Source organism: Pelagicoccus sp. SDUM812002 (assembly GCF_031127835.1).
Lineage (GTDB): Bacteria > Verrucomicrobiota > Verrucomicrobiia > Opitutales > Opitutaceae > Pelagicoccus.
Genome location: NZ_JARXHX010000001.1, coordinates 230,366 through 251,773 on the forward strand (window position 1 = coordinate 230,366; position 21,408 = coordinate 251,773).

Sequence of the window (21,408 nt, forward strand, 5' to 3'; positions counted from 1 at the left end):
GAGAAGTTTTGACACCGAATGGTGCCACATGCTCGTTCAGCCCTTGGACGAAAACGCGAGGGGCGATATTCTCGTGCCGAGAGGCGTTCTATCAACCCACCTCAATCTGTCCTCGGTCTCTACCAAGCCACAGCCGGCAGTAGATAGTCCCGATGGCTTACTCTGCAGCAACCCAATAAGCCCACGCGAGGCTGCGAAATGTATATAGGGTGCAGCCGCTCGGACCCCGAGCCTCCCCCATTTTTAGTATTACTCTCAGCGGCGGAGAAAATACCTTCAGGAGGTTCTTCCGTTTGGCGCGCTGAGTGCAATCCACCGACTCAGGAACGTGAACGTCGTCGATTTTTGAATCGACACTACCGTCATGCAATATCAACCGCTAACAGAAAGACCAATATGTTTTACCACGATGGAGGAAAGCTTCAATATCCCGTACGAGTCGAGAAACCAAATCCCGTATTCGCAAAGGCCCTACAGCAGGCCATTGGCGGCATCCAAGGGGAAATACGCGTCTGTCTTCAATACATGTTTCAAGCCTTCGGTAGTCGCGGTCCTAGCAGATACCGCGACATGCTGCTGGAAACTGCCACCGAGGAAATGGGGCATATCGAAATGCTAGCCACTGCAGTAGCGCTCAACCTTGAAGGTGCACCTCTAGACATGGAAGAGGCTGCAGAGGATCCAATCGTAGCAGCAAAACTCGGAGGTATGAACGTGCAACACGTAATCGGCACCGTGATGGCGGCAATGCCGGTTGACAGCAACGGAGTTCCCTTCGACTGCAGCCACGTCTACGCGAGCGGCAACGCAGCGGCCGACATGCTCGCGAATGTCACCGCGGAATCGACGGGACGCATGCTAGCCGTTCAACTCCAACGAATGACGGACGACCCGGGAATGAAAGACATGCTTAGCTTTCTCATCGCCCGCGACACCATGCATCAGAACCAATTTCTCGCCGCTTGGGAAGAGATGGGCGGTCCAAAAAACCACCCCATCCCCAACGACTATCCGATGGAGGACGAACTTCAGGAGGTCAGTTATACCTTTATGACAACCGGAAAGGACGACTCGGTTCCACAGCCTACAGGACGCTGGAGCAAAGGGATGAGCATCGACGGACGCGGCGAGTTTCGCATGGAGCACATGCAGCCACGGGGCGACAAACCTGATTTATCTCCGCCACCTGAAAATGCTGCCAATCAGCGGGCACAACGGGAAGGGACAAGCTAGATCAAACCAGCATCTTATCAATATCATGAGTAATACAGCACTTATAACCGGAGCGACGTCTGGCATTGGTCAGGCCTTAGCCGAAGAGTTCGCTAGGAACGGGCACGACGTCATAGTCGTCTCTCGGGACGAAAACCACGTAGACGAAGTAGCGTCTACCCTCGCGCGCAAGCACGGCGTAACAGCACTGGGCCTGGCATATGATTTAACGGAGGCCGGAGCGGCTGAGGCACTACAACAAGAGCTCGAAAAGCGGAATATAGAGATCGAGATCCTTGTTAACAATGCAGGTCGTGGCCAACGCGGCGACTTCCAAGATATTCCATGGGAAGACCACCTCGAAGTGATCCGCCTAAATATCGAGGCACTGACTAAACTCACTCACCTCTACCTGGCCATTTTCCTCGAACGTGGGCACGGACGAGTACTGAATCTCGGCTCCATCGCTGGATTTCAACCCGGTCCCCTACTGTCCGTGTATCACGCGACTAAGGCCTACGTCGTCTCGCTTTCCGAAGGGATCGCCGAGGAAATCAAAGACAGTGAAGTGACGATCACTTGCCTCTGTCCTGGCCCAACGGATACGGAATTCTTTGATCGGGCAGACGCATCCGAGAGCCGCGTAAGTCAAAATGCCAGCATGCAACAAAGTGCCGCCGAAGTCGCGAAAAACGGATACCATGCGATGATGAAAGGTGAAACCGTTCATATTTCGGGGGGAATGAATAAAGCTCTGACTTTCCTGCGCCGTATCCTGCCTGAAAGCACTCAGGCCAAGTTCAACGAGATGCTTTACGAGACGAAAGACACCAAGAACGAGTAGCCCGAACCTCTGATGATGGGCCGACACAGGTATGACGTCGTAATAGTCGGCAGCGGACCCAACGGGCTTACAGCTGGAGCCGCTCTAGCGAGCGAAGGCAAATCCTGCTTGCTAATAGAATCGGAAGATACGATCGGCGGCGGCTGTCGGACACAGGAGCTGACGCTGCCGGGTTTTCGTCACGACGTATGCTCCGCAGTACACCCGATGGGTTATATGAGTCCTGCCTTTCGGCAGCTTAAACTTGAAGAAGTAGGTATCAAATGGATACATCCTCCGCATTCAGTCGCCCATCCGTTAGATCGTCAGCCTGCTGTCATGTTGAGCCCTGATAAGGCTCTCACCGCAGAGAGGCTGGATGATGCCGACAGGACAACGTTCTATGAATCTGTGCAGCCGTTGATGGAGACATTTGCCCGTGTCGGGCCACAGCTCCTCGATCCATTATGTCCACGAAAAGATCTTCTCGACCTCGTGCGCTTCGGATTACGCGGAATCCAGCCTGCCAAAGCTTTCGCGAGTCGACTCTTCGACGGTCCCCGTGCGAAGGCCCTCTTTGCCGGTTGTGCCGCACATTCGATTCTGCCGCTCACCGCTTGGGGCACCGCTGCGTTTGGATTGATTTTCCTCCTATCCGGCGGCCAATTCGCATGGCCAATCGCCAAAAGGGGCAGCCAGACGATCGTCGATGCGCTCGCGAAAACATTCGTCAGCCACGGCGGGAAATTACAGCTATCCACACGGATACAGTCATTTAGCGATTTACCCGAAGCCAAGCGCTACGTTTTCGATCTCTCTCCCAAGCAACTGAGCTCAATTTGTGGCGACTACCTTCCGGCACGTTACCGACATCGCCTAGCGCGCTTCCGCTACGGGCCAGCGGTATTCAAGATCGACTACGCTTTGTCAGAGCCCATCCCCTGGAGCGACCCGCTCTGCCACGACGCCTCAACCGTCCATCTTGGGGGCACTCTTGAGGAGATCGCCGCCAGCGAAAACGCAGCTTGGCAGGGGCAAGCATGCAGCAACCCTTTCGTTCTGGTATGCCAGCAAAGTCATTTCGATGCTACACGAGCGCCCGAGGGAAGTCACACAGGATATGCGTATTGCCATGTGCCCTTTAACTCCGACGTGACTCCCATCGTCGAACTGGAAAAACAAATCGAGCGCTTCGCTCCCGGATTCAAGGATTGTGTAGTCGCGCGCCACACGAGAAACGCAAAGGAGTTCGAAGCATACAACTCCTCCTACTGCGGAGGGGCGATAACGGGCGGCGCCAATACGCTTAGCCAGCTCCTCACCCGGCCGGTAGCTCGCTTCGTGCCGTACGCCACGCCAAATCCACGTATTTACCTTTGCTCCCAATCCACCCCTCCCGGCGGCGGAGCCCACGGCATGTGCGGTTACGCTGCGGCCCGCTTTGTCTCGCGATCGATGGATTGAATTCCGTCAAAGGCGGATCCTGAAACGCCTAAAGTGGCACGGGGTTAGATCTATGCTTCCATAGGGGGAAGAGGCTCACCGAGACGACATCCATCGCCGAAACGTAGTAGTGGCAATCGCGCCCAAGGCTAACATTCCCGCTCCCATCACCAGTTTACTGCCGGCCCTGCTCAGTGTCCATGCTAAGCTTCTCTCCTTAGCGCGATCGTCGAAAGCTCCATGGGCATCGAAATGCCCTTGCACTGGCGCGAAAAGATTGTCTTCCCGTCCTTCGTCCTCGTTTTCTTCGGTTTGTTGGGACGCAAAGCCACTGCGGGCGAGCATGCGATCCGCGATTCCCGGAAACATCTTATTGAATAGAATCGCCTTCCAGCTGGAGCTTCCCACTACAATCTCCCGATCTCCTCTACGTGCTGCATAGACCAATGCATCGGCCGCGACTTCAGGCTGGTAAATTGGCGGCACGGGTTGAGCTCGTTTTGGCAGACGCGACCGCACCCAATCAAATTGCGGTGTGTTCAAGGCAGGCATCTGCACCATCACAACCCGTACAGCACTCCCATCATGCAACAACTCACAACGCAAAGAGTCGGTAAAGCCCTGTATTGCGTGCTTGGCGGAGCAATACGCGGATTGAAGCGGAATCCCGCGATAGGCCAGGGCCGAGCCCACTTGAACGATCACTCCGCGATTTCTCGGCCTCATACGTCGCAGAGCGGCTTTAGCGCCGTAGACATAACCGAGAAACGTTACATCGATGACCCGCTCGAATTCTTCTTCCGTAATGTCGTCGACTGAAGCGAAAACGGATGTCATCGCATTGTTAATCCAGGCGTCGATCGGACCAAACACTGCTTCCACTCGAGCAGCGGCAGCCTCCACCTCCTCCGCCACAGCCACATCGGCCACGACCACTAACGCCCTACCGCCGAGCGACTCGACCTCTTGGGCTGTTGCCTTTAAGCGCCCTTCCTCTCGGGCGACAAGTCCGACATTGCAGCCCTCAGAAGCGAACGCCCTAGCAGTCGCTCGACCGACTCCGGCAGACCCTCCTGTAATTACCACTGTTCTCGGAAACCCGTCTCTATTCATTTTAGTCCTCCCTCTCTCTACACTTGCTGAACAAGCTTCCAATGCAGTCCGTATCTCACCACTCAGACATCCTTACTTGCCTTCTTGGCCTTCACGTATCCTTGGTGGAGAAAGTCTGAGACCGATACGATGGTGAACCAGCCGGCCACCAATCGCGTCTGTCGCGGCCAAAATCGGTGCCCCACAATGAATACGCCAGATACCCACGGACTCAAACACCATGCGCAGGTAACCAGGTCACCCACCGCTCGCTGGAGGCCTCTGCCCCGCGACTCCTCAACAACCTCGCTCGATCCCGTCGATTCGGGACAGCGGGCAACGGGAGCTCGGACCGCACTCGTCACCTCATCGTAGGCCGCAATGCGTGCTATCTTGTGAGTGGCTATGCCCATCAGCGCTATGTCCTTGGCAGAAAGATCCCCGGGCAAAGGGCGCCGACTCCGTCGCGAGGAGACGCCATAAGCCACTGCCGCACCGGCAAAACCCAATAAGATGGCAAGGTAGCCCTTCATGGGCATCTCCTTGTCAGAGTATCCTGAATACACTCCTTTTTTACTTTCGCCGCCACGAGGCACCGGTTTGCGATCCGATTCTGAGGTCATGAATTAGACACTGCACAGTCTGTGCCACGACCGAAAAACTTAGGGATCGCTTCACTACAAAACCTCGTCAAATGGAAGTAGCACTTCCGTGCATCAGCCATTCCTCCAACAGCCCCGCAACAACATAGGACGGCAATAGTTTTTTGCAGTCGTCAAGGGGCAGGACGCAACGTCTCTGAACACACTAGGCGAGATGGACGAAGGCGAGATACTTCGAGAATCTTCGAATACAGGCGTCACTCTCAAGATCCTTTTCCGGACTCAAACCAAGGTCTGGCTGCCTGCGGTTGTTTATGCTCGCACCTCAGGCCTGTTTTCCATTAAAGACCCGCGCTATGAAAAAATGGATACGCAGAGGAAGAAAAACGTTGATCGATGACCGATGGCTGAAGTTTCACGCGGATACCTGTGAACTTCCAAACGGACAGCTCATCGAACCGTTCTACGTACTTGAAGAGAAGGAATGGGCCCACATAGTCGCGATTGACGACGATGGCCGCATCTTGCTCACGCGCCAGTACCGCTATCCGGCCGATCGCTTCTCCAGTGAGTTTCCCTGCGGTTGCGTCGAATCCGAAGAAACGCCACTTCAAGCCGCAAAACGCGAACTCCAAGAAGAAACCGGTTTCGTAGCAAAAGATTGGATACCGATAGGTTCGATGCACGCGAATCCAGCGAGACAAACGAACCAGATGCACTGCTTTCTCGCGCGAAACCTGTCGCAACAAAGCGCCCAAAACCTAGATGAAAGCGAAGAAATCGAATTTGGATTCTCCACACGCGAAGAGCTTCAGGCCCAGATCAAGGACGGCTATTTCACCCAGGCTTTGCACATTGCCTGCTACTACCTAGCGCTTTCCTATCTTGAAGAGAAGCCAACCGCCAATCCAACTCGCTAGGTGACGGCAAGTTCAGTCGCAAGGTGATGGCGAGTTCAGTCGCCTGAGCTCGCACAGCAGGGCCGGGTGAACAGATGATTTTATCGAAGCAGGCCAGTGTGTGTTCTGCAGCTAGTAAACCAGGTTAACCCTATCCCGTAGCTCCGGAGAGGCGTTAGGCAATTCGAGTAATCCACTTTGCAGCCTCCCTCGCTGCACCGAACTCCATCGAGTGACGGTTTATTGCGTTACCTCAATCCCTCAGGAGAGACTCAATCCAACCGGAGGACCCTTCGATCCACCGTAAAAGCCCCTCGAGCGGAGTGGAATTCCGAACGTGTTGAAGTACTTCGGCATAGCATATGCAATGCAGATGATCCGATATTAACCTGCCAGAAAAAGTCTGGCGAACCTTAAACATGTTAAAATTATGGATACTGAACTTCACAAACTATTCTTGGACCAACTACAGGACGTATACGATGCTGAACAACGCATAGTGGAAGCGTTGCCTAAAAAGATCGATGCCGCACAAGACGATGAATTGAAGCAAGGACTACAACACCATCTTGAAGAGACAAAAAACCACGTATCGCGGCTTGAGCAGGTGTTCGAATCAATTGACGCATCACCGAAGCGCAACACCTGCCAGGCTACAAAAGGACTCATAGCGGAAGCCGAGGAGTTGTTGTCCGATTTCAAAGGTACTCCCGCTGGGGACGCTGCGATTATCTGTGCAGCTCAAAAGATAGAACACTACGAAATCGCGACCTATGGTTCATTGTGCAGTTGGGCCGAGCAAATGGGCCACGACAAAGCCAAACAACTGCTAGGGGAAACCTTGGAAGAGGAAAAGAAGGCGGATGAAACTCTCAATACCGCCGCTCTAAAATCCGCGAACAAAAAAGCGGAAGCGTCGCATACCTAACCAACTAGCACCTTGCGGATTCTCGGTCGGACTTAATCTGGCCGGGAGCCCCCAACGCTTTTCTGACGATCGAACAGCTGTTCCAGATTGGACCGCGTAGTTGCAATCATAATACGGTCCTGCTCAACAGATTTCTAGGAATCTAGGCGAAGACTTTTTCGGCTTGGCACCGAGTGACGAGTACAACAGGTGAGGCCTCGCGTAGCGGGTTATCTCATTAAATCTCATGGAGTAATACCCACCTAAACACATAGCCGTGAATTACACGTTACCAGAAACTCGTAATGATTTTGTAGCCATGCGCCTCAGCGGGAAACTCGATCAAAACGATTGCGGAGAATATATTTCAATACTGGAAGAACGAATCAACCGGTATGGCAGAATCAGCCTCTTCTGCGATATGGCTGACCTCGACGGCTGGACGCCGGCCGGGTTGTGGGCCGACACGCAATTCGACATCAAACACGCTAGCGATTTCAAACGCATCGCCTTTGTCGCCGAAAAGAAGTGGCTCGATCTAGTAACGCAGGCAATGAAGCCATTCACCTCAGCTGAGTTAAGGCATTTTGATTTAGCCGAGAGAGACGAGGCCCTTCAATGGGCGAAGACTTAAGCCACCAACCCGAGGCCTCATCCTAAACCAACGGTAAACCCCAACGCACCCATGAGCCACCGCCATGGAACAGAATCGATAAGCGACAAAGTGCTGCTCTGGGCGATGGCCAAAGGCAGCATGAACGCCAAGACCGCATTTCTGCACAACATAACGGATGCCGGGGTGACGCTCGCCGTCCTGCTCGGGGGTGCCGCCATCTATTGGCTAGAATGGAACTGGGTGGATCCATCCTCTACATGTCGTTCGGGCTGATCCAGAAAACGTCCAGAATCTTCATGGAGGGAACTCCGAAGGATCTCGATATCGACGAGCTAAAAGCGACCGTTAAAGGAAGTCGACGGAGCCCGTGGCCTGCACCACCTCCACGTGTGGAAGCCAGACGAAGACCACAGGGTGATGGAAGCTCAAATCGAGCTCGAGAGCGACGATTCCGACCGCAAGCGCAGACGCAGAGAGGACAAATCTAGGCTAAAGGACCGATTCACCATCGCACACAAAACGCTCGAACTCGAAGTCCCATCCGACAAGGACGTCTGTTCCAATACGGGGCTTTATCCAGACAACGCTTGATCAGGCAAAAACATAGAAAGTAGCACCTCGTTTGAAATGAAACAGCCTTTCCTAGACCTATGGGCGGAATCCGCCACCACAACAGCCGGCCTGTTTTGGATGGCCTTCTGGGCCTTCGGGTTTGGCTACCTCATCAGCAGCATGATCCAGGTTTTCGTCACGCGGGAACGCATGCAGAAATCGATGGACGAAACGGGGCCTAAAAGCATCGCTCTCGGCAGCTTCTTCGGATTTATATCAAGCTCCTGCTCCTTCGCCGCCCTTTCCGGAGCGCGAGCTATCTTCACGAAAGGCGCTGGACTCATCCCGGCGCTCGCCTTCCTCCTAGCCTCAACGAATCTCGTCATAGAGCTCGGAATAGTGATCGCCGTATTCCTGAGTTGGCAGTTTGTCGTGGGCGAGTACGTCGGCGGAATTCTTCTCATCCTGCTCATGTGGATAATCGTGAAGGCGTCCTTGCCCAAAGGCCTCGAGAAGTCTGCCCGGGAACACGCCCGGGACGAGGAAGGCGCGGACGAGAAGGAGGATACTCCCGATTGGCGCAAACTCATCCGCTCGAAGGAGGGGTGGCTAATGGTCGCGAAGCGCTACGCCATGGAATGGGGCATGGTTTGGAAGGACGTAACCATAGGATTCACCATCGCCGGAATTATTGCCGCATTCGTGCCCAAGGCCTTCTTCCAAACCCTGTTCGTGGGCTCCGGAGCGGACTCCCTCAGCTTCTGGCAGGTACTCGTTCAAACGCTGGTAGGCCCAGTCGCGGCGTTCTTCACTTTCATCGGGTCCATGGGAAACATTCCTCTGGCAGCCGTGTTGTTTGGCAACGGGGTCAGTTTCGCAGGGGTGATGGCCTTTGTCTTCAGCGACCTTGTCGTACTTCCCGTCCTGAGAATCCAAGCGCAGTACTACGGTTGGAAAATGGCATTCTACATTCTCGGGGTCTTTCTAGCGGCGCTCGTCGGCAGTGCCCTTCTCATGCACTACGGCTTCGCTCTCGCTGGGATGCTTCCCGATCCAAGCGAAGCCAAGAGCGTCACCGAACGCGAGTTCTTCAAAGTCGACTACTCGCTCTTCCTCAACATTGCCTTCCTAGCGCTAACCGCCATCTTCTACTTCTGGAAGCGATCCAAGTCTGACGGTCACGGCATGTCGTCCGGGAATCTCAAGGAAAAGATTCTGTTTTGGCTCGCCTGCGCCTCGTTCGTCTGGGTGCTAGGAGGGATCGCCATTTCCAGCCAATCCTAGCCGTGGCAAATCCTCGCCAAAAACCGTAGCTCAAATAGAGCACAAGCCCGGCACCGAACAGGAAAAGTGCGGACTTGGTGGCTTTCTCAAACTCCCTTCCGCCCAATAGGGAACAATCCCCGAGCCCGCTAGCTAGTGCTTCCTCTTATAGAAATCTGTGCAGTTTACAGTCCTAGTTCATAGGAAGCGGCAAGATCATTTCAACTGCGCCTCGCTCAAACCGTGAATCTATCCAACAGCAAGAGCACTCCTACAAGCGCGGCCGCGAAAAGGACGGCAAACGGCAACGGTCCGAGTCGAAAGACATCCGGCAAGCGGATGCGTCGGCTGTCCGCCGGTGCCGCTTTCAAGTGCGTCTCCAGCTGACGGGACGCGAGCGCGTAAATGTAGGAGCCGACCACCATCCCAATGGCCATAAACCAAGCGTCCCCGTTGCCTTGGCCGATAGCCGCGGCCCCCGTACCTGGGCAATATCCGCTGAAGGCAAAGCCCGCCCCAAAGACTAACCCGCCGCCAATATTTGCTCTCCATCGCGTGGGCTTGATCGAGTATTCCGCCCAGCCCAGCCGCGTCAGCACCATGGCGCCAAACATGCCGACTAAGATCGCTGAGAGCATTACCCGCAACACTGTAAAGTCTTCCAAAAGGAGAGCACCAATCAGCAGATGAAGCTTACCCACGCCTCCCTTCTGCAGTAGGAATCCGAATAGCAGCCCGAAGATGATCGCCTTCACCGTACCCGATTTCACAATACACCTCCCGGGTAGAGCAAGTGGGCAACGACTACTCCTCCGATGAAGAAGCAAATGAGAGAAAGCCACGAGGACAAGCTCAGCTGCAAGGACCCGCTAATGCCGTGACCGCTCGTGCAGCCGCCAGCCAAGCGCGCTCCCAAGGCCATTAGAATGCCGCCTGTAAGCGCGAATAAGGCTCGATGAGCAGACGCGCCTTCGCCGAAGCGATCCGACCAGAACTCCGGGAGGAAGCGACCCGTCAGCTCCCCACCGTGCCAAGCGGCCAGAAAGGCTCCTACTGCCGTCGCCGCAATGAAATAGATGCTGTAGTCCAGCTTCGGCGGCTCTTCCTTATAGTACTTCGTCCGTTCGGTCGGTTTCCGCGCAACCGCTTTCCCTATCAGCCCCGCGATCGTCGCGTAGGCCGACGAGGCCCCTATCGGCTTGCCCGCAAACGGCATGCTGGCACACGTCAGCAGCCCCACCAAAGCGCCCACCAAATACGGTGACCAGGCGGGCCCTCCATAGCTCGAAATCGGCGGCGGCTCCGCTAAGGCCGCCGCGAACACTGTCGAAAGCATTCCGCCCTCCAGCATATCCATCAGCTCGATACCTCCGCGGGTTCTTCCTTTGCTATTTCCTTGCCCGCCGAAGTCCAAGCGCTAAAGCTTCCCGCGACGTTCAGCACATGCTGGAAGCCCTTTCGCTTCAGAATGCTAGAAGCGATGCTCGCCCTAAACCCGCTAGCGCAATAGGTGGCAACCGGCTTTTCCATATCAAGCAGCTTTTCGGCCTGTTCCTCCACATTGGGGACGAAGCAGTGCTGCGAAGTCGGTATGAACCCCTTCTCTCGTTCCTCGGGCGAGCGCACGTCAAGCACCTGGATCTCGTCCAGCCGCTTCTCAAGTCGATGCACGTCGATCTGTTCAATACGATCTACCTCGTGACCGTCCATGATCCACGCTCCCATGCCGCCAGCGAGGTAGCCCTTCACGTTGGTGTGCCCGGTGCGCCACAGGTGCGTGAGCGTGGTCGTGAGCATTGAGTCGTCCTCCAAGACCAAATACAGCGGTTCGTCGAACTCCAGCATCCACCCCGACCATACCGAAAGTTCCGGGCGGGCCGCGATGTTGAAGGCGCCCGAAATGTGGGCGCTACCGAACGCTAGCATATCTCGTGTATCCAGTAGCTTGGCACCGTCACCCTGCAACGCCTTCTTGAACGCAGCGGGCTCCAGAGGTTCGACGGGCGGATATCCGTTAAAGACCTTAGGACCTTTGGCGTTCACTTTCTTCATCGGCCGGTAGTGGCGCGGCTCCGGCGGGGCCGAGTCCAGCACTTGCTTGATGAAGTCGTCGCGATCCTCAATTTTCATATACGTGTTCGACGCTTTCTCGTAGCCGATCGAAGTAATCATGCGATCTCCGATATCCGGCCCGCACGATGACCCCGCGCCGTGGCCGGGGTAAACGATCACGCCGTCGTTCAAGTCACTGTAGAATCCTCGGATGCTTTCAAACAGCTTGCCCGCTAGCTTCTGAGTCTCGTCCTCTCCTAGCAGATCCGGACGGCCGACGGAATCGACGAAGAGCGTGTCTCCAGAGAACACCGCGAACGGTCCTGCCGCACCTTCTTGCGTCGCCAGATAACTGATATGCTCCGGAGTGTGGCCGGGAGTGTGACGCGCGGTCAGTACCAGCTCGCCAATCTTGAACTCGTCGCCCTCGCAGAGGCGGTTAACGTCGAAACCATATTCTTCGGCATCGATTCCGCTAGCGTAGATGGGGGCCCCGCCCAGGCGATGCGACAGCTCTCTCGCTCCGCTCATGAAATCCGCGTGAATGTGGGTCTCGAAGATCGCCTTGATCGCCATGCCCGACTCTTGGGCCTTTTCGAGATAAGCTTCGCAATCTGGCCGAGGATCAATCACCGCCGCGACCCCCTCCGAGTCGTCTCCGATTAAATAGGAAAGCTCTGCAATGCCTCCCGCGTAAAAAAGCTCTACGACTAGTGCCATGATTTTTCGTTCTCCTTTTTTCGGTTTAGTACACCACACGGGCGACGTCGCTAGGATGCGAGGATTCGGCCTTTCGGCGCCGAGCCAGTCCCACAACGCGGCCTTTGCGAGTCCGCCGACCTGCATCGGCCGCGCCAGAAAGGACCCGATGCAAACACGCGCTCTCGTCGCGGTATTCTAGGCACTGAAAGATCCTCTCCAAACACCAAAGGCGCGATCAATTCCGGCAAACGCTACAATCTCGTCTCGTGGTTAGAAAGGCTGACGGTTCACCTGCAGGTTGCACCGAATGAGAGGCATTTTGAACGCGGCGCCTAATAGTTCGCTACTGAGCGAGGGAGACGAGAGCGCGAAGATATGGAATATCCAGAAGCCCTCTTTAGCTGGCGAAGCGCATTAGCCAGAGACTCCGCCTGCCCGTGACCACAAACTGCGGACTGCCGGGATGCCAGTCCACGTCGGGCTAGGACGCAAGGCACGCGTTATGCAAACGGGTCCGCATGAACGAGAGCGAAATATCATATGCGGACATCCGGATGCCCGGCACAATCCTCGGGATTGGGCTTGGAGGCTTTGTCGATGGCATCCTGCTGCATCAAATCCTCCAATGGCATCACATGCTCAGCAGCACCGGTAGCGACAATCTCGGGATCCAGCCATACCCAGTCGATACCATTCACGGCCTAGAGATGAATACGTTGTGGGACGGATTCTTTCACACGTTCACGTGGCTCGCAGTTCTGATAGGCCTAGGTATGTTGTATTCGCGCGTCACACACTCGCGAGGTCAGGTGTGGGGATCCACGGTCCTTTGGGGATGGATACTTGTAGGATGGGGCGCTTTCAACATCGTCGAAGGTGTGGTCAATCATCACATCCTGGCGATCCACCACGTCCGATCCGGTCCCAATCAGCTTTGGTGGGATCTCGGCTTCCTACTCCTAGGAGTACTCTTAATCGCGGGCGGATGGCTGCTTCAAAGCAAGAACAAGCGACCGATATTTGCGGCGACGCGCTAGCGCTTGGGTTGCCCAGTTCGGCGCACGCCCACTCCGGCATGCTCGCGCTCGGCGTGATAATGCTTGCGCTGGGTATCCTGTACCTCGCGCTCGCGCTCCGGCGTCAGCCTACGCGCCGGAGCTGGAGCCGGTGGAGGACCATCAGCTTCACGCTTGGCTGCGTGATGGTCGCCGCTTCCCTCTATCCACCGCTCGTTCCCTATCCTCACGGCGACTTTAGGGAGCATATGCTACAGCATCTAGCTCTAGCTATGATAGCCCCGATTTTACTGGTACTCGCGGCTCCGATGACGCTCTTGCTCCGGTCTCTTTCGGTAGTTCACGCACGCGCCTTGTTTAGGATCCTAAAGTCAGCTCCCGTCCGATTCCTTACCAATCCTCTCATCGCCTTGACCTTGAATATTGGAGGAATGGCAGCTCTGTATTTTACCCCTCTCTACACAATAGCTAACCACAGCCCCGCTTGGCACCTGTTCCTGCACGTGCACTTTCTGGCTGCGGGCTGCCTGTTTGCGTGGGTCATTGCCGGTCCCGATCCCGCCCCACATCGCCCATCCGTTCCACGACGGCTCGTCATTTTAGGAGTGTCGATCGCTTTCCACGCGACCCTGTCGCAGATGCTGTACGCTGGCTTCCACACGACCGTCCCGGCCCCTGCCCACGAGCTCCGAGGGGGCGCCGAACTCATGTACTACGGGGGCGATATCGCAGAACTCCTTCTAGCGTTCGCCTTGGTGAGCACGTGGAAGCCCCGGCGCCGCCACGAGCGCGCGAAACGCAGTGCCTCCCAACCGCGAGCGCTGGCATAGCGTCACCGGGTTGACGAAGAGCTTCCATTGTTCCGAGAGCGTGGATTTAAAAAGGACGGCAATCCACCGCTCCAACCGGCCAGCAACGTCGTGAGCCAACGCAGCCGCTTGTGCCGCGGCCTATGCCCAACCCGTCATCATCGGCGAACCGGTAGCCTCTTAGGTAAACGAGAAACGGACCATCAAGGTCCGACCTAACCTACGCCTTTGGCTAGAGAAGTACCCGCAGGACGAAAATTCCCCATCTCTCCGAATAGACTTTTTCGCGACATGTGCCCGGATGCCAGAACGTATCTCACCCTATCCCACCATGTGCTTCGCCACACCTTCATATTGATGACCGTAGGAGCGTTTCGCTCGGGCAGGTGACGCCTCACTACAAGCTGGCAACTCCGAACTCGTCATCCGCAAACACTACATTGAACTGAAGTTAGTCGATGAAGCCGACAACTTTTGGAGAATCACACACAAAGGCAGGAATCTCCCATCCAATCAGATTAGTTACTTTAGGCTCATAATCGGGAAGGGTAACATTTCCGACCTTCTCGCTGGTATCCAACACAAATCGGGGAGGACGCTATGACAAGGAAGTACAGTCAGGCTTTTAAATATTCCTTTCTATGCAACAACGATGTTCAGCTACGATCCGGAACAATTGAAAAGTACTTTTCAGCAATGCTGGGGGGGACCATTGTACCCAGATAGGACTCGTACAGCCTCACTGTGTTTTTATGCTTCAGCACTAGCGCCGTCCGGCCGGGATTCGCATGGAGGGAAATGTGATACGTAGCAAAGGAATCCCGCTTCGCGTTGCTCGCCCACTTGACGATTCCACATTTGCTAAGAATCGCAGGTCGGATATCCTTTTCCCACGCTCGTTTCCCAGGGACTGGAATTCGCCCAGTCCTCCTTTTCTCCGGTTGCCTATCAAACCACTTCCAAAAATTCGGCTGAATATCCGAGATTCGCCATGGATCCTTGGTCTTGGCACCTTTCTCTTTCAGGCCCGTCGCTTCGCTTCGCTTCCACTCCGGAACACAAATGCTCTTCGTTTCCAACTCAAACCAATCATACCTGAAGCGATCCGCTTCACTCGAACGAAATCCGACAAAAAACTGCAATGCAGCCCAAAGGCAATATTGGGAAATATCTAGCGGGTTACCGTTCCGATCCAAACAACCACTATCGAACAGTGCCATAGTTGCTTCCACATGCTCCAGCTTCATTGGATGTTTAGCAGATGATTCAACAGCCGGCAAATCGGTCGCTAGGTCAATTTCCAACAACACATTAGTTTTTACGTAACGCTTGCGTGCAATCCAATTGAAGAAAACCCGCCAGTCCCTAAAGCGGTTCCTGATAGTAACGGGCTCTGCTCCACCCTCGATAAGGTCATTCAAAATATGCAGGAGGTCGCTCGATCGAATTGCGTCAAGAGGCTTGGTGGAGAAACGGACTTTGATGTCGTTTAACGCAGTTGAGTATCCAGCACTCGTTCTTGGATCGACATTCCGTTTCTTCAGCCTCATGAACATGTCCATAGCGTCAGAGAACCGGCTAGGCCGGTTGGGATCCAAATTAGAGTTTGAGTAAAATATTGCTGCCTCAACAAGGCTCACATCCTTCGGCAAATGACGCTTTGCCTCTTTGTATTCACGCCAGTTCGCATCCGCATACTTCGCGATAGCCCCGCCTATCTTAGAGGCCTTCTTTTCGAACTTCCTAAGGTGCGATCGAGCCTCCTCAAGGGTCTCAAACGGGGAGTTAACTTGCTTACCAGCTACCATCCGTCGAACGATATACGAAGTGACACGAGGACCCACCCTCTCATAAATCCCCTTCTCGACGCGCTTAAGTTTCCTGCTATCCACAACTCTAAAGTGGTGCAAATGGAGCGAAAATCTAGGCTAAATTTGGGGAAATTTGGAGCAATTCCGTGAATACCCAACCGACCTTGCACCAGAATCTGGGGTTCGCAAAGTTCCTTGAAGTCAACGTCTTAGAACAAGGCAATTGTGTATAAGCACTTTACGAAGTGGTAGGGCAAGAGGGACTCGAACCCCCGACCCTCGGATTAGAAATCCGATGCTCTATCCAGCTGAGCTATTGCCCCATCCGCGCAAAAGACCTAAGTCTCAATTACGAGGGCAGGTTTAAAAGCGTTGCCGATACGCATGTCAAAACGGAAACACATCTCATTGCACTCTCTTGAGGAGCAACAATTTCGTAGACAGTCCCCCCAATCGAGCTAGCTTCTTGCCCTATTTCCCAGCCCTCCTGAGCTATGGCACATCAACTACACCCAAACATCGACTTAGAGACCTTCGAGTCACTCGCCCAAAACGGGAACGTCATTCCCGTATATGCTGACTTAATGGCTGACCTTGAGACCCCGCTCACCGCCTACTCCAAACTTAAGACAGATGGACCAGCCTTTCTTCTCGAATCGATCGAAGGAGGAGAACGCCTCTCTCGCTATACCTTCATCGCCTGCCGCCCCCGCAAGGTTTTCACCTGCTACTGGGATAAGACCATTATCGAAGAGTCCGGACAATCGACTCGAGAAATCGAGACCCCGCAAGACCCATTGACCCTTATAGAAGAGGAAATAGCGGAACATCATCCGGTCGAAATGCCAGAGCTTGCCCCATTCACTGGCGGCGCGGTTGGGTATGTATCCTACGAGTACATTTCACGTATCGAAACCGTAGTGCCCATAGCCAGGAATAACTGCCACGGGTCTCCCCTAGCTTACTACATGATGGCCGATTCCATCGTCATCTTCGACCGGGCGAAGCAGACCATGCGACTGCTCGTGAATGCCCGCTTAGAGGGCAAGGCCAACTCCGCTGAAGCCTACCAAGCAGCCTTGGAAGAGCTAGACCATCTCAAAACTCGCCTCGAGGGGCAGTGCAACCTTACACCCGCGACGCTTACCCCACCTGAAGCACTCAAGGTTCCTCAAGGAAACTTCCTCAAACAAGATTTCGAGGACATGGTTGAACGGACGAAAGAGTACATACGATCGGGAGACATAATCCAAGTGGTGCTCAGCCAGCGATTCGAGAAGGACTTTGAAAAGTCACCCCTGGACCTGTATAGAGCACTCCGCAACGTGAACCCGTCGCCCTATATGTTTCTTCTTGAAACCGACGACTTCGCGATCGTAGGAGCCTCCCCGGAAGTCCACGTCCGACTGACCGGCGATAAGGTGGAGATTCGCCCAATCGCCGGGACCCGACATCGCGGAAAAACCGAGGAACAAGACCTCGCTCTCGAAGAGGAGCTTCTCGCCGACGAGAAGGAGAAGGCAGAGCACCTCATGCTAGTGGATCTAGCCCGCAACGACATCGGACGCGTATGCAAATACGGCTCGGTTGAAGTTCCGGACTATATGATCGTCGAACGGTACTCGCACGTCATGCACATCGTATCCCAAGTCGAGGGACAAATCGCTTCTGACAAGAATGCTTTCGACCTGATGCGAGCCACCTTTCCAGCAGGCACCGTTAGCGGGGCTCCGAAAATTCGTGCGATGCAGATCATTTCCGAAAACGAACCAGACCAAAGGGAGTTCTACTCCGGTGCACTTGGATACTTCAGTTACAATGGAAACTTGGACAGCTGCATTACCCTGCGTACCGCGATGGTGAAGGATGGTAAAGTTATCATCCAATCCGGTGCCGGCATCGTTGCCGATTCAATACCAGAAAGCGAATACCAGGAAACCATCTTCAAGGCATCCGCTCTCTTCAAGGCAGTCGGACTCGCCGAAGCCTTTCAAGGCTAGCGTTGCTCGATACCTTTTCCGAGTTCCCAAATCCCATCGGGAGTGGCACTAGCGAATGTCGCAAAAGACCAAGGCTCAGCTACATCTCCGTCGCTGCGCCCTTCTTATCCTTTGGACCTTAGCCGCCACAGCATTACCTCCACTCTGGCCCGACCTGTTGCAAACAGACGGATGCTTGCACTCGAAATCCCTCCAAGCTTACCCTGACCTTCTACTAAAGGGCATTCCCCCACCTTGAGAGCTGCATTTTTCCTTTATTTCCTATTTTTCGGAAGAGTTTACTCGCATTTTTGGCAATCATAGCCCAAAAACAACAGCAGGAATGTAAATCCCGATAAGAATTAGCGGTCTTTTTGTAAAGAGGAGATTAAACAGCGTGGGTATAGTACCCTACCCCATCTTTGGGCTATACACCAACTCCGCTAAGTACTTTAATTGATCCATAGCCTCAAGCGCCTAGCAACCGATCCAAACCCGCGCCGTGCCATCCTCTCGGCAAGAGTCAGCGATAGGATGCGATCCGTTTGATTATTCAAAACAGTCCAGCCACTAAACGGAGAACCCAAGAAAATGTCCATTCAAGCACTCGCCGATCTCTCGCAACGTTCGCCCCTCGGATCCCAAACCTCTAGCCTGAAGATATTCAACGAGGACGATGCGAGCAACGTTACCACTATCAATTTTCGAGCGGCCGCTCCCGCCAAGAAGGAGAAGGTAGAACTCCCCGAGCGAAACAGCATCAAGACCTACCTACAGGAAATAGGAAAGATCCCTCTCCTCACTCCAGCTCAAGAGATCACATTGGCTCGTCGCATCCAAGCAGGGGAAAAGGAAGCCCGCGACTTGATGATCAAGTCCAACCTCCGTCTGGTGGTAAAGATCGCTCACGACTATAAAGATTTCGGACTTCCCGTCCTCGACTTGATCAGCGAAGGCAACATCGGGCTCGTAAAAGCCGTAGAACGCTTCGACCCTGATAAAGGCGGCAAGCTAAGCACCTACGCCGCGTGGTGGATAAAGCAGTCCATAAAGCGAGCTCTAGCAAACCAGAGTAAGACCATCCGACTACCAGTCCACTTGGTCGACAAGATTTCCCGTATGCGCAAAATGGCGATGGCTTTGACTGAAGAACTCGGTCGCGAGCCAACTGACCAGGAACTGGCAGACGAGCTCGAAATGCCCGTCAATAAGGTCTCGCATCTCAAATCGGTCAGCGTACGTCCTACGTCACTAAACGCTCCGGTTGGCGAAGATGGAAACAGTACCGAATTCGGTGAAATTGTCGGCGATGACAACGCACCTACCCCTTACGAGAACCTACACGAAAAATCGCTTCGAGGCGACTTGCATGAAATGATTACCGGTCTCGAGACGCGGGAAGCTGAAATCATCCGTCTCCGTTTTGGACTCAACGGCGACACGCCGCTAACGTTGGAGGAGGTTGGGCAACTCTTCAACATCACTCGAGAACGCGTCCGTCAGCTCCAAAACATTGCGCTCTCCAAAATGCGTAAAATCATGGCAGGCAAGGAACGGCAGCATACCGCCGAAGAGATTGAGTTGGAGAACCGTGAACGTAAGCGGATGGAAGTGTTCAAAGAATTTTACGAAGCTACCGCAGCTAAGGCCTAGGAAACGGATCGGTTTTCATTGTAGTTGGCCAGGACAGCTTGCCCTGTATACGTAATTGGATACAGGGTGTTTGTTTTGTAGGCATCATCGACCGCGATTAAAACAGGCGACAAGCGAGCAATTCCCTCTCGAAGATGAGCTCTTTAGGCAGGTGGTCATGCAACCTGAGGAACAGCTCCTCATGCATGACGAGCTCACGCTTCCACACCTCTCGGTTAACTTCCATGATCGAGTTCCACTTCTCCTCCGAAAAATCGAGACCGTTCCAGTCAATATCCGAATAGTGAGGGACATAGCCGATTGGCGTTTCCTTTGCCTTGGCCTTGCCCTGGGCTCGCTCCACGATCCACTTCAAGACCCGCATGTTTTCGCTAAAGCCGGGCCAAACAAAACGTCCCTCCTCATCCTTCCGAAACCAATTCACGTGAAAAATTCGAGGCGTCTCGCGAATTTTCCGCTGCATCTTGATCCAGTGCCGAAAATAGTCGCCCATGTGGTATCCAACAAATGGCAACATCGCCATTGGATCGCGCCGAACGGAGCCTATGTTTCCAAAAGCGGCAGCTGTCATTTCTGAACCCATAGTAGCTCCGATATAAACGCCGTCAGACCAATTGAAGGCTTCAAAAACCAAAGGCATCGTGGTCATCCGGCGGCCCCCGAATATGATCGCGCTAATTTCAACACCACGCGGATCTTCCCAAGCTGGGTCTATCGTGGGACATTGGTCGGCTGGCGCCGTGAAGCGCGCGTTTGGGTGAGCCGCCGGAGATTCCCCACCTGGAGTCCAATCGTTTCCACGCCAATCAATACAATGAGCGGGCGGCTCGCCATCCATGCCTTCCCACCACACGTCTCCATCGTCCGTCAGAGCGACGTTTGTGAAAATCGCGTTCTCCCGAATCGATTCCATAGCGTTCGGATTCGTCTTGTACGACGTACCTGGAGCTACGCCAAAGAACCCAGCTTCCGGATTAATTGCTCTAAGGCGGCCGTTTTCATCGGGCTTGATCCATGCGATGTCGTCACCTACCGTCCAAATCTTCCATCCTTCGAAACTCTTCGGAGGGATGAGCATGGCGAAGTTAGTCTTCCCGCAAGCGCTAGGAAATGCGGCCGCTACATAGCTTCGTTCCCCTTCCGGATTTTCGACGCCGAGGATCAACATGTGCTCCGCCATCCAGCCTTGGTCGCGAGCCATGCATGAAGCGATTCTCAATGCGAAACACTTCTTGCCCAGCAGAGCGTTGCCACCATATCCGCTGCCGTAAGACCAGATCGACCTCTCCTCGGGAAAGTGTACGATGTATTTATTTTTTGGATCCGGTGCACAAGGCCATTCCACGTCGATATCGCCGACCTCGAGGGGAGCTCCGACCGAGTGCATACAGGGCACCACTCTCTTGTCCCCGAGATTGTCCAATACCAACTTCCCCATTCGAGTCATGATACGCATGTTCACAACCACATAAGGTGAATCCGTTATCTGAATACCGATGTGAGAAATAGGAGAACCGATCGGCCCCATACTGAAGGGGATCACGTACATCGTTCGCCCGTGCATACATCCCGAAAACAGGGACTTCAGGGTCTTCTTCATCTCGACTGGATCGCACCAATTGTTGGTGGGACCCGCCGCGTCTCGGCTGTTGCTGCAAATAAACGTTCGGTCCTCTACCCGAGCCACGTCGCTTGGATCCGATCGGCAATAGTAACTGTTGGGACGCTTTTCCTCGTTCAGCTTAACGAAGGTGCCCGCAAGCACCATCTTCTCGCATAGCATATCATACTCAGCCAGTGAGCCATCGCACCAGTGAATGTCCTCGGGTTCACAAAGAGCGGCCATTTTATCTATCCACTTGTTGAGAGGCACATTGGCAGACAGTGGGGTCATGGGGGATTTCGTTTTCATTACTGAAAAAATTATCAAAAACGCCCCAAAGCGCAAATGAGCTACCTGCGAATACGTCGGGTAGC

Annotated in this window: 20 protein-coding genes and 1 tRNA gene; 13 read left to right on the forward strand and 8 right to left on the reverse strand. The window is 54.2% G+C overall.

Translation table 11 applies throughout. The annotated features are described in order from the left end of the window. The first annotated feature begins 396 nt into the window (after nt 1–396). The 3 genes from QEH53_RS00915 to QEH53_RS00925 are packed head-to-tail and all read left to right on the forward strand — an operon-like array spanning nt 397 to nt 3,499. Nucleotides 397–1,233 (forward strand): manganese catalase family protein, encoded by an 837-nt coding sequence (locus tag QEH53_RS00915; protein WP_309021235.1) that lies wholly within the window; start codon nt 397–399, stop codon nt 1,231–1,233. Between the two features lie 25 nt (nt 1,234–1,258). Next, nucleotides 1,259–2,056 (forward strand): SDR family oxidoreductase, encoded by a 798-nt coding sequence (locus QEH53_RS00920; RefSeq protein WP_309021236.1) that lies wholly within the window; start codon nt 1,259–1,261, stop codon nt 2,054–2,056. Nucleotides 2,057–2,068: 12 nt separating this feature from the next. Beyond that, nucleotides 2,069–3,499, forward strand: a complete 1,431-nt coding sequence (locus tag QEH53_RS00925) for an NAD(P)/FAD-dependent oxidoreductase (RefSeq protein WP_309021237.1) — start codon at nt 2,069–2,071, stop codon at nt 3,497–3,499. 75 nt (nt 3,500–3,574) lie between these two features. On the opposite strand, the gene QEH53_RS00930 is transcribed toward QEH53_RS00925, so the two are convergent. Together QEH53_RS00930 and QEH53_RS00935 are read right to left on the reverse strand one after the other, a co-directional pair. After that, nucleotides 3,575–4,591, reverse strand: a complete 1,017-nt coding sequence (locus QEH53_RS00930; RefSeq protein WP_309021238.1) for an SDR family oxidoreductase — start codon at nt 4,589–4,591, stop codon at nt 3,575–3,577. 62 nt (nt 4,592–4,653) lie between these two features. Further along, nucleotides 4,654–5,193: a DUF1360 domain-containing protein gene (locus QEH53_RS00935; RefSeq protein ID WP_309021239.1), complete on the reverse strand. Its 540-nt coding sequence runs from the start codon at nt 5,191–5,193 to the stop codon at nt 4,654–4,656. Between the two features lie 335 nt (nt 5,194–5,528). On the opposite strand from QEH53_RS00935, the gene QEH53_RS00940 reads away from it, so the two are divergent. The 6 genes from QEH53_RS00940 to QEH53_RS00965 all read left to right on the forward strand — a co-directional run bounded on the left by QEH53_RS00940 (nt 5,529) and on the right by QEH53_RS00965 (nt 9,430). After that, nucleotides 5,529–6,092, forward strand: a complete 564-nt coding sequence (locus tag QEH53_RS00940) for an NUDIX hydrolase (RefSeq protein WP_309021240.1) — start codon at nt 5,529–5,531, stop codon at nt 6,090–6,092. A 406-nt stretch (nt 6,093–6,498) separates the two neighbouring features. Then, nucleotides 6,499–6,999 (forward strand): ferritin-like domain-containing protein, encoded by a 501-nt coding sequence (locus QEH53_RS00945; protein WP_345785695.1) that lies wholly within the window; start codon nt 6,499–6,501, stop codon nt 6,997–6,999. A 256-nt stretch (nt 7,000–7,255) separates the two neighbouring features. Beyond that, nucleotides 7,256–7,612, forward strand: coding sequence for an STAS/SEC14 domain-containing protein (locus tag QEH53_RS00950; RefSeq protein WP_309021242.1), 357 nt, complete (start codon nt 7,256–7,258; stop codon nt 7,610–7,612). 51 nt (nt 7,613–7,663) lie between these two features. Further along, complete coding sequence (locus QEH53_RS00955) at nt 7,664–7,867, forward strand: hypothetical protein (protein ID WP_309021243.1); 204 nt, start codon at nt 7,664–7,666, stop codon at nt 7,865–7,867. Between the two features lie 144 nt (nt 7,868–8,011). Next, nucleotides 8,012–8,185: a hypothetical protein gene (locus QEH53_RS00960; protein WP_309021244.1), complete on the forward strand. Its 174-nt coding sequence runs from the start codon at nt 8,012–8,014 to the stop codon at nt 8,183–8,185. A 36-nt stretch (nt 8,186–8,221) separates the two neighbouring features. Beyond that, nucleotides 8,222–9,430, forward strand: a complete 1,209-nt coding sequence (locus tag QEH53_RS00965) for a permease (RefSeq protein WP_309021245.1) — start codon at nt 8,222–8,224, stop codon at nt 9,428–9,430. A gap of 215 nt (nt 9,431–9,645) precedes the next feature. Here QEH53_RS00965 and QEH53_RS00970 read toward each other — a convergent pair whose 3' ends face one another. From QEH53_RS00970 to QEH53_RS00980, 3 genes are read right to left on the reverse strand one after another with little or no spacing between them, the layout of a single operon-like run. Continuing rightward, nucleotides 9,646–10,179: a YeeE/YedE thiosulfate transporter family protein gene (locus QEH53_RS00970; RefSeq protein WP_309021246.1), complete on the reverse strand. Its 534-nt coding sequence runs from the start codon at nt 10,177–10,179 to the stop codon at nt 9,646–9,648. Beyond that, nucleotides 10,176–10,766 (reverse strand): YeeE/YedE thiosulfate transporter family protein, encoded by a 591-nt coding sequence (locus QEH53_RS00975; RefSeq protein WP_309021247.1) that lies wholly within the window; start codon nt 10,764–10,766, stop codon nt 10,176–10,178. The genes QEH53_RS00970 and QEH53_RS00975 overlap by 4 nt, the downstream gene beginning before the upstream one ends. Continuing rightward, nucleotides 10,766–12,181, reverse strand: coding sequence for an MBL fold metallo-hydrolase (locus QEH53_RS00980; protein ID WP_309021248.1), 1,416 nt, complete (start codon nt 12,179–12,181; stop codon nt 10,766–10,768). Before QEH53_RS00980 ends, QEH53_RS00975 begins: the two co-directional genes overlap by 1 nt. 500 nt (nt 12,182–12,681) lie before the next feature. On the opposite strand from QEH53_RS00980, the gene QEH53_RS00985 reads away from it, so the two are divergent. Continuing rightward, nucleotides 12,682–13,200: a DUF2243 domain-containing protein gene (locus tag QEH53_RS00985; RefSeq protein ID WP_309021249.1), complete on the forward strand. Its 519-nt coding sequence runs from the start codon at nt 12,682–12,684 to the stop codon at nt 13,198–13,200. Beyond that, the gene (locus tag QEH53_RS00990) at nt 13,149–14,009 is read left to right on the forward strand and encodes a cytochrome c oxidase assembly protein (RefSeq protein ID WP_309021250.1); all 861 of its coding nucleotides are present in this window, start codon (nt 13,149–13,151) and stop codon (nt 14,007–14,009) included. Before QEH53_RS00985 ends, QEH53_RS00990 begins: the two co-directional genes overlap by 52 nt. A gap of 635 nt (nt 14,010–14,644) precedes the next feature. Here the strand turns inward: QEH53_RS00990 and QEH53_RS00995 are convergent. Together QEH53_RS00995 and QEH53_RS01000 are read right to left on the reverse strand one after the other, a co-directional pair. Further along, nucleotides 14,645–15,550, reverse strand: a complete 906-nt coding sequence (locus QEH53_RS00995) for a hypothetical protein (protein WP_309021251.1) — start codon at nt 15,548–15,550, stop codon at nt 14,645–14,647. Nucleotides 15,551–16,045: 495 nt separating this feature from the next. Then, nucleotides 16,046–16,122, reverse strand: a tRNA-Arg gene (locus tag QEH53_RS01000). Nucleotides 16,123–16,293: 171 nt separating this feature from the next. Between QEH53_RS01000 and trpE the strand changes: the two genes are divergently transcribed. Further along, nucleotides 16,294–17,799, forward strand: a complete 1,506-nt coding sequence (trpE, locus tag QEH53_RS01005) for an anthranilate synthase component I (RefSeq protein WP_309021252.1) — start codon at nt 16,294–16,296, stop codon at nt 17,797–17,799. 570 nt (nt 17,800–18,369) lie between these two features. Further along, nucleotides 18,370–19,431, forward strand: a complete 1,062-nt coding sequence (locus QEH53_RS01010) for a sigma-70 family RNA polymerase sigma factor (RefSeq protein WP_309021253.1) — start codon at nt 18,370–18,372, stop codon at nt 19,429–19,431. A 97-nt stretch (nt 19,432–19,528) separates the two neighbouring features. On the opposite strand, the gene QEH53_RS01015 is transcribed toward QEH53_RS01010, so the two are convergent. Beyond that, nucleotides 19,529–21,343 (reverse strand): phosphoenolpyruvate carboxykinase (GTP), encoded by a 1,815-nt coding sequence (locus QEH53_RS01015; RefSeq protein ID WP_309021254.1) that lies wholly within the window; start codon nt 21,341–21,343, stop codon nt 19,529–19,531. Between the last annotated feature and the right edge of the window lie 65 nt (nt 21,344–21,408).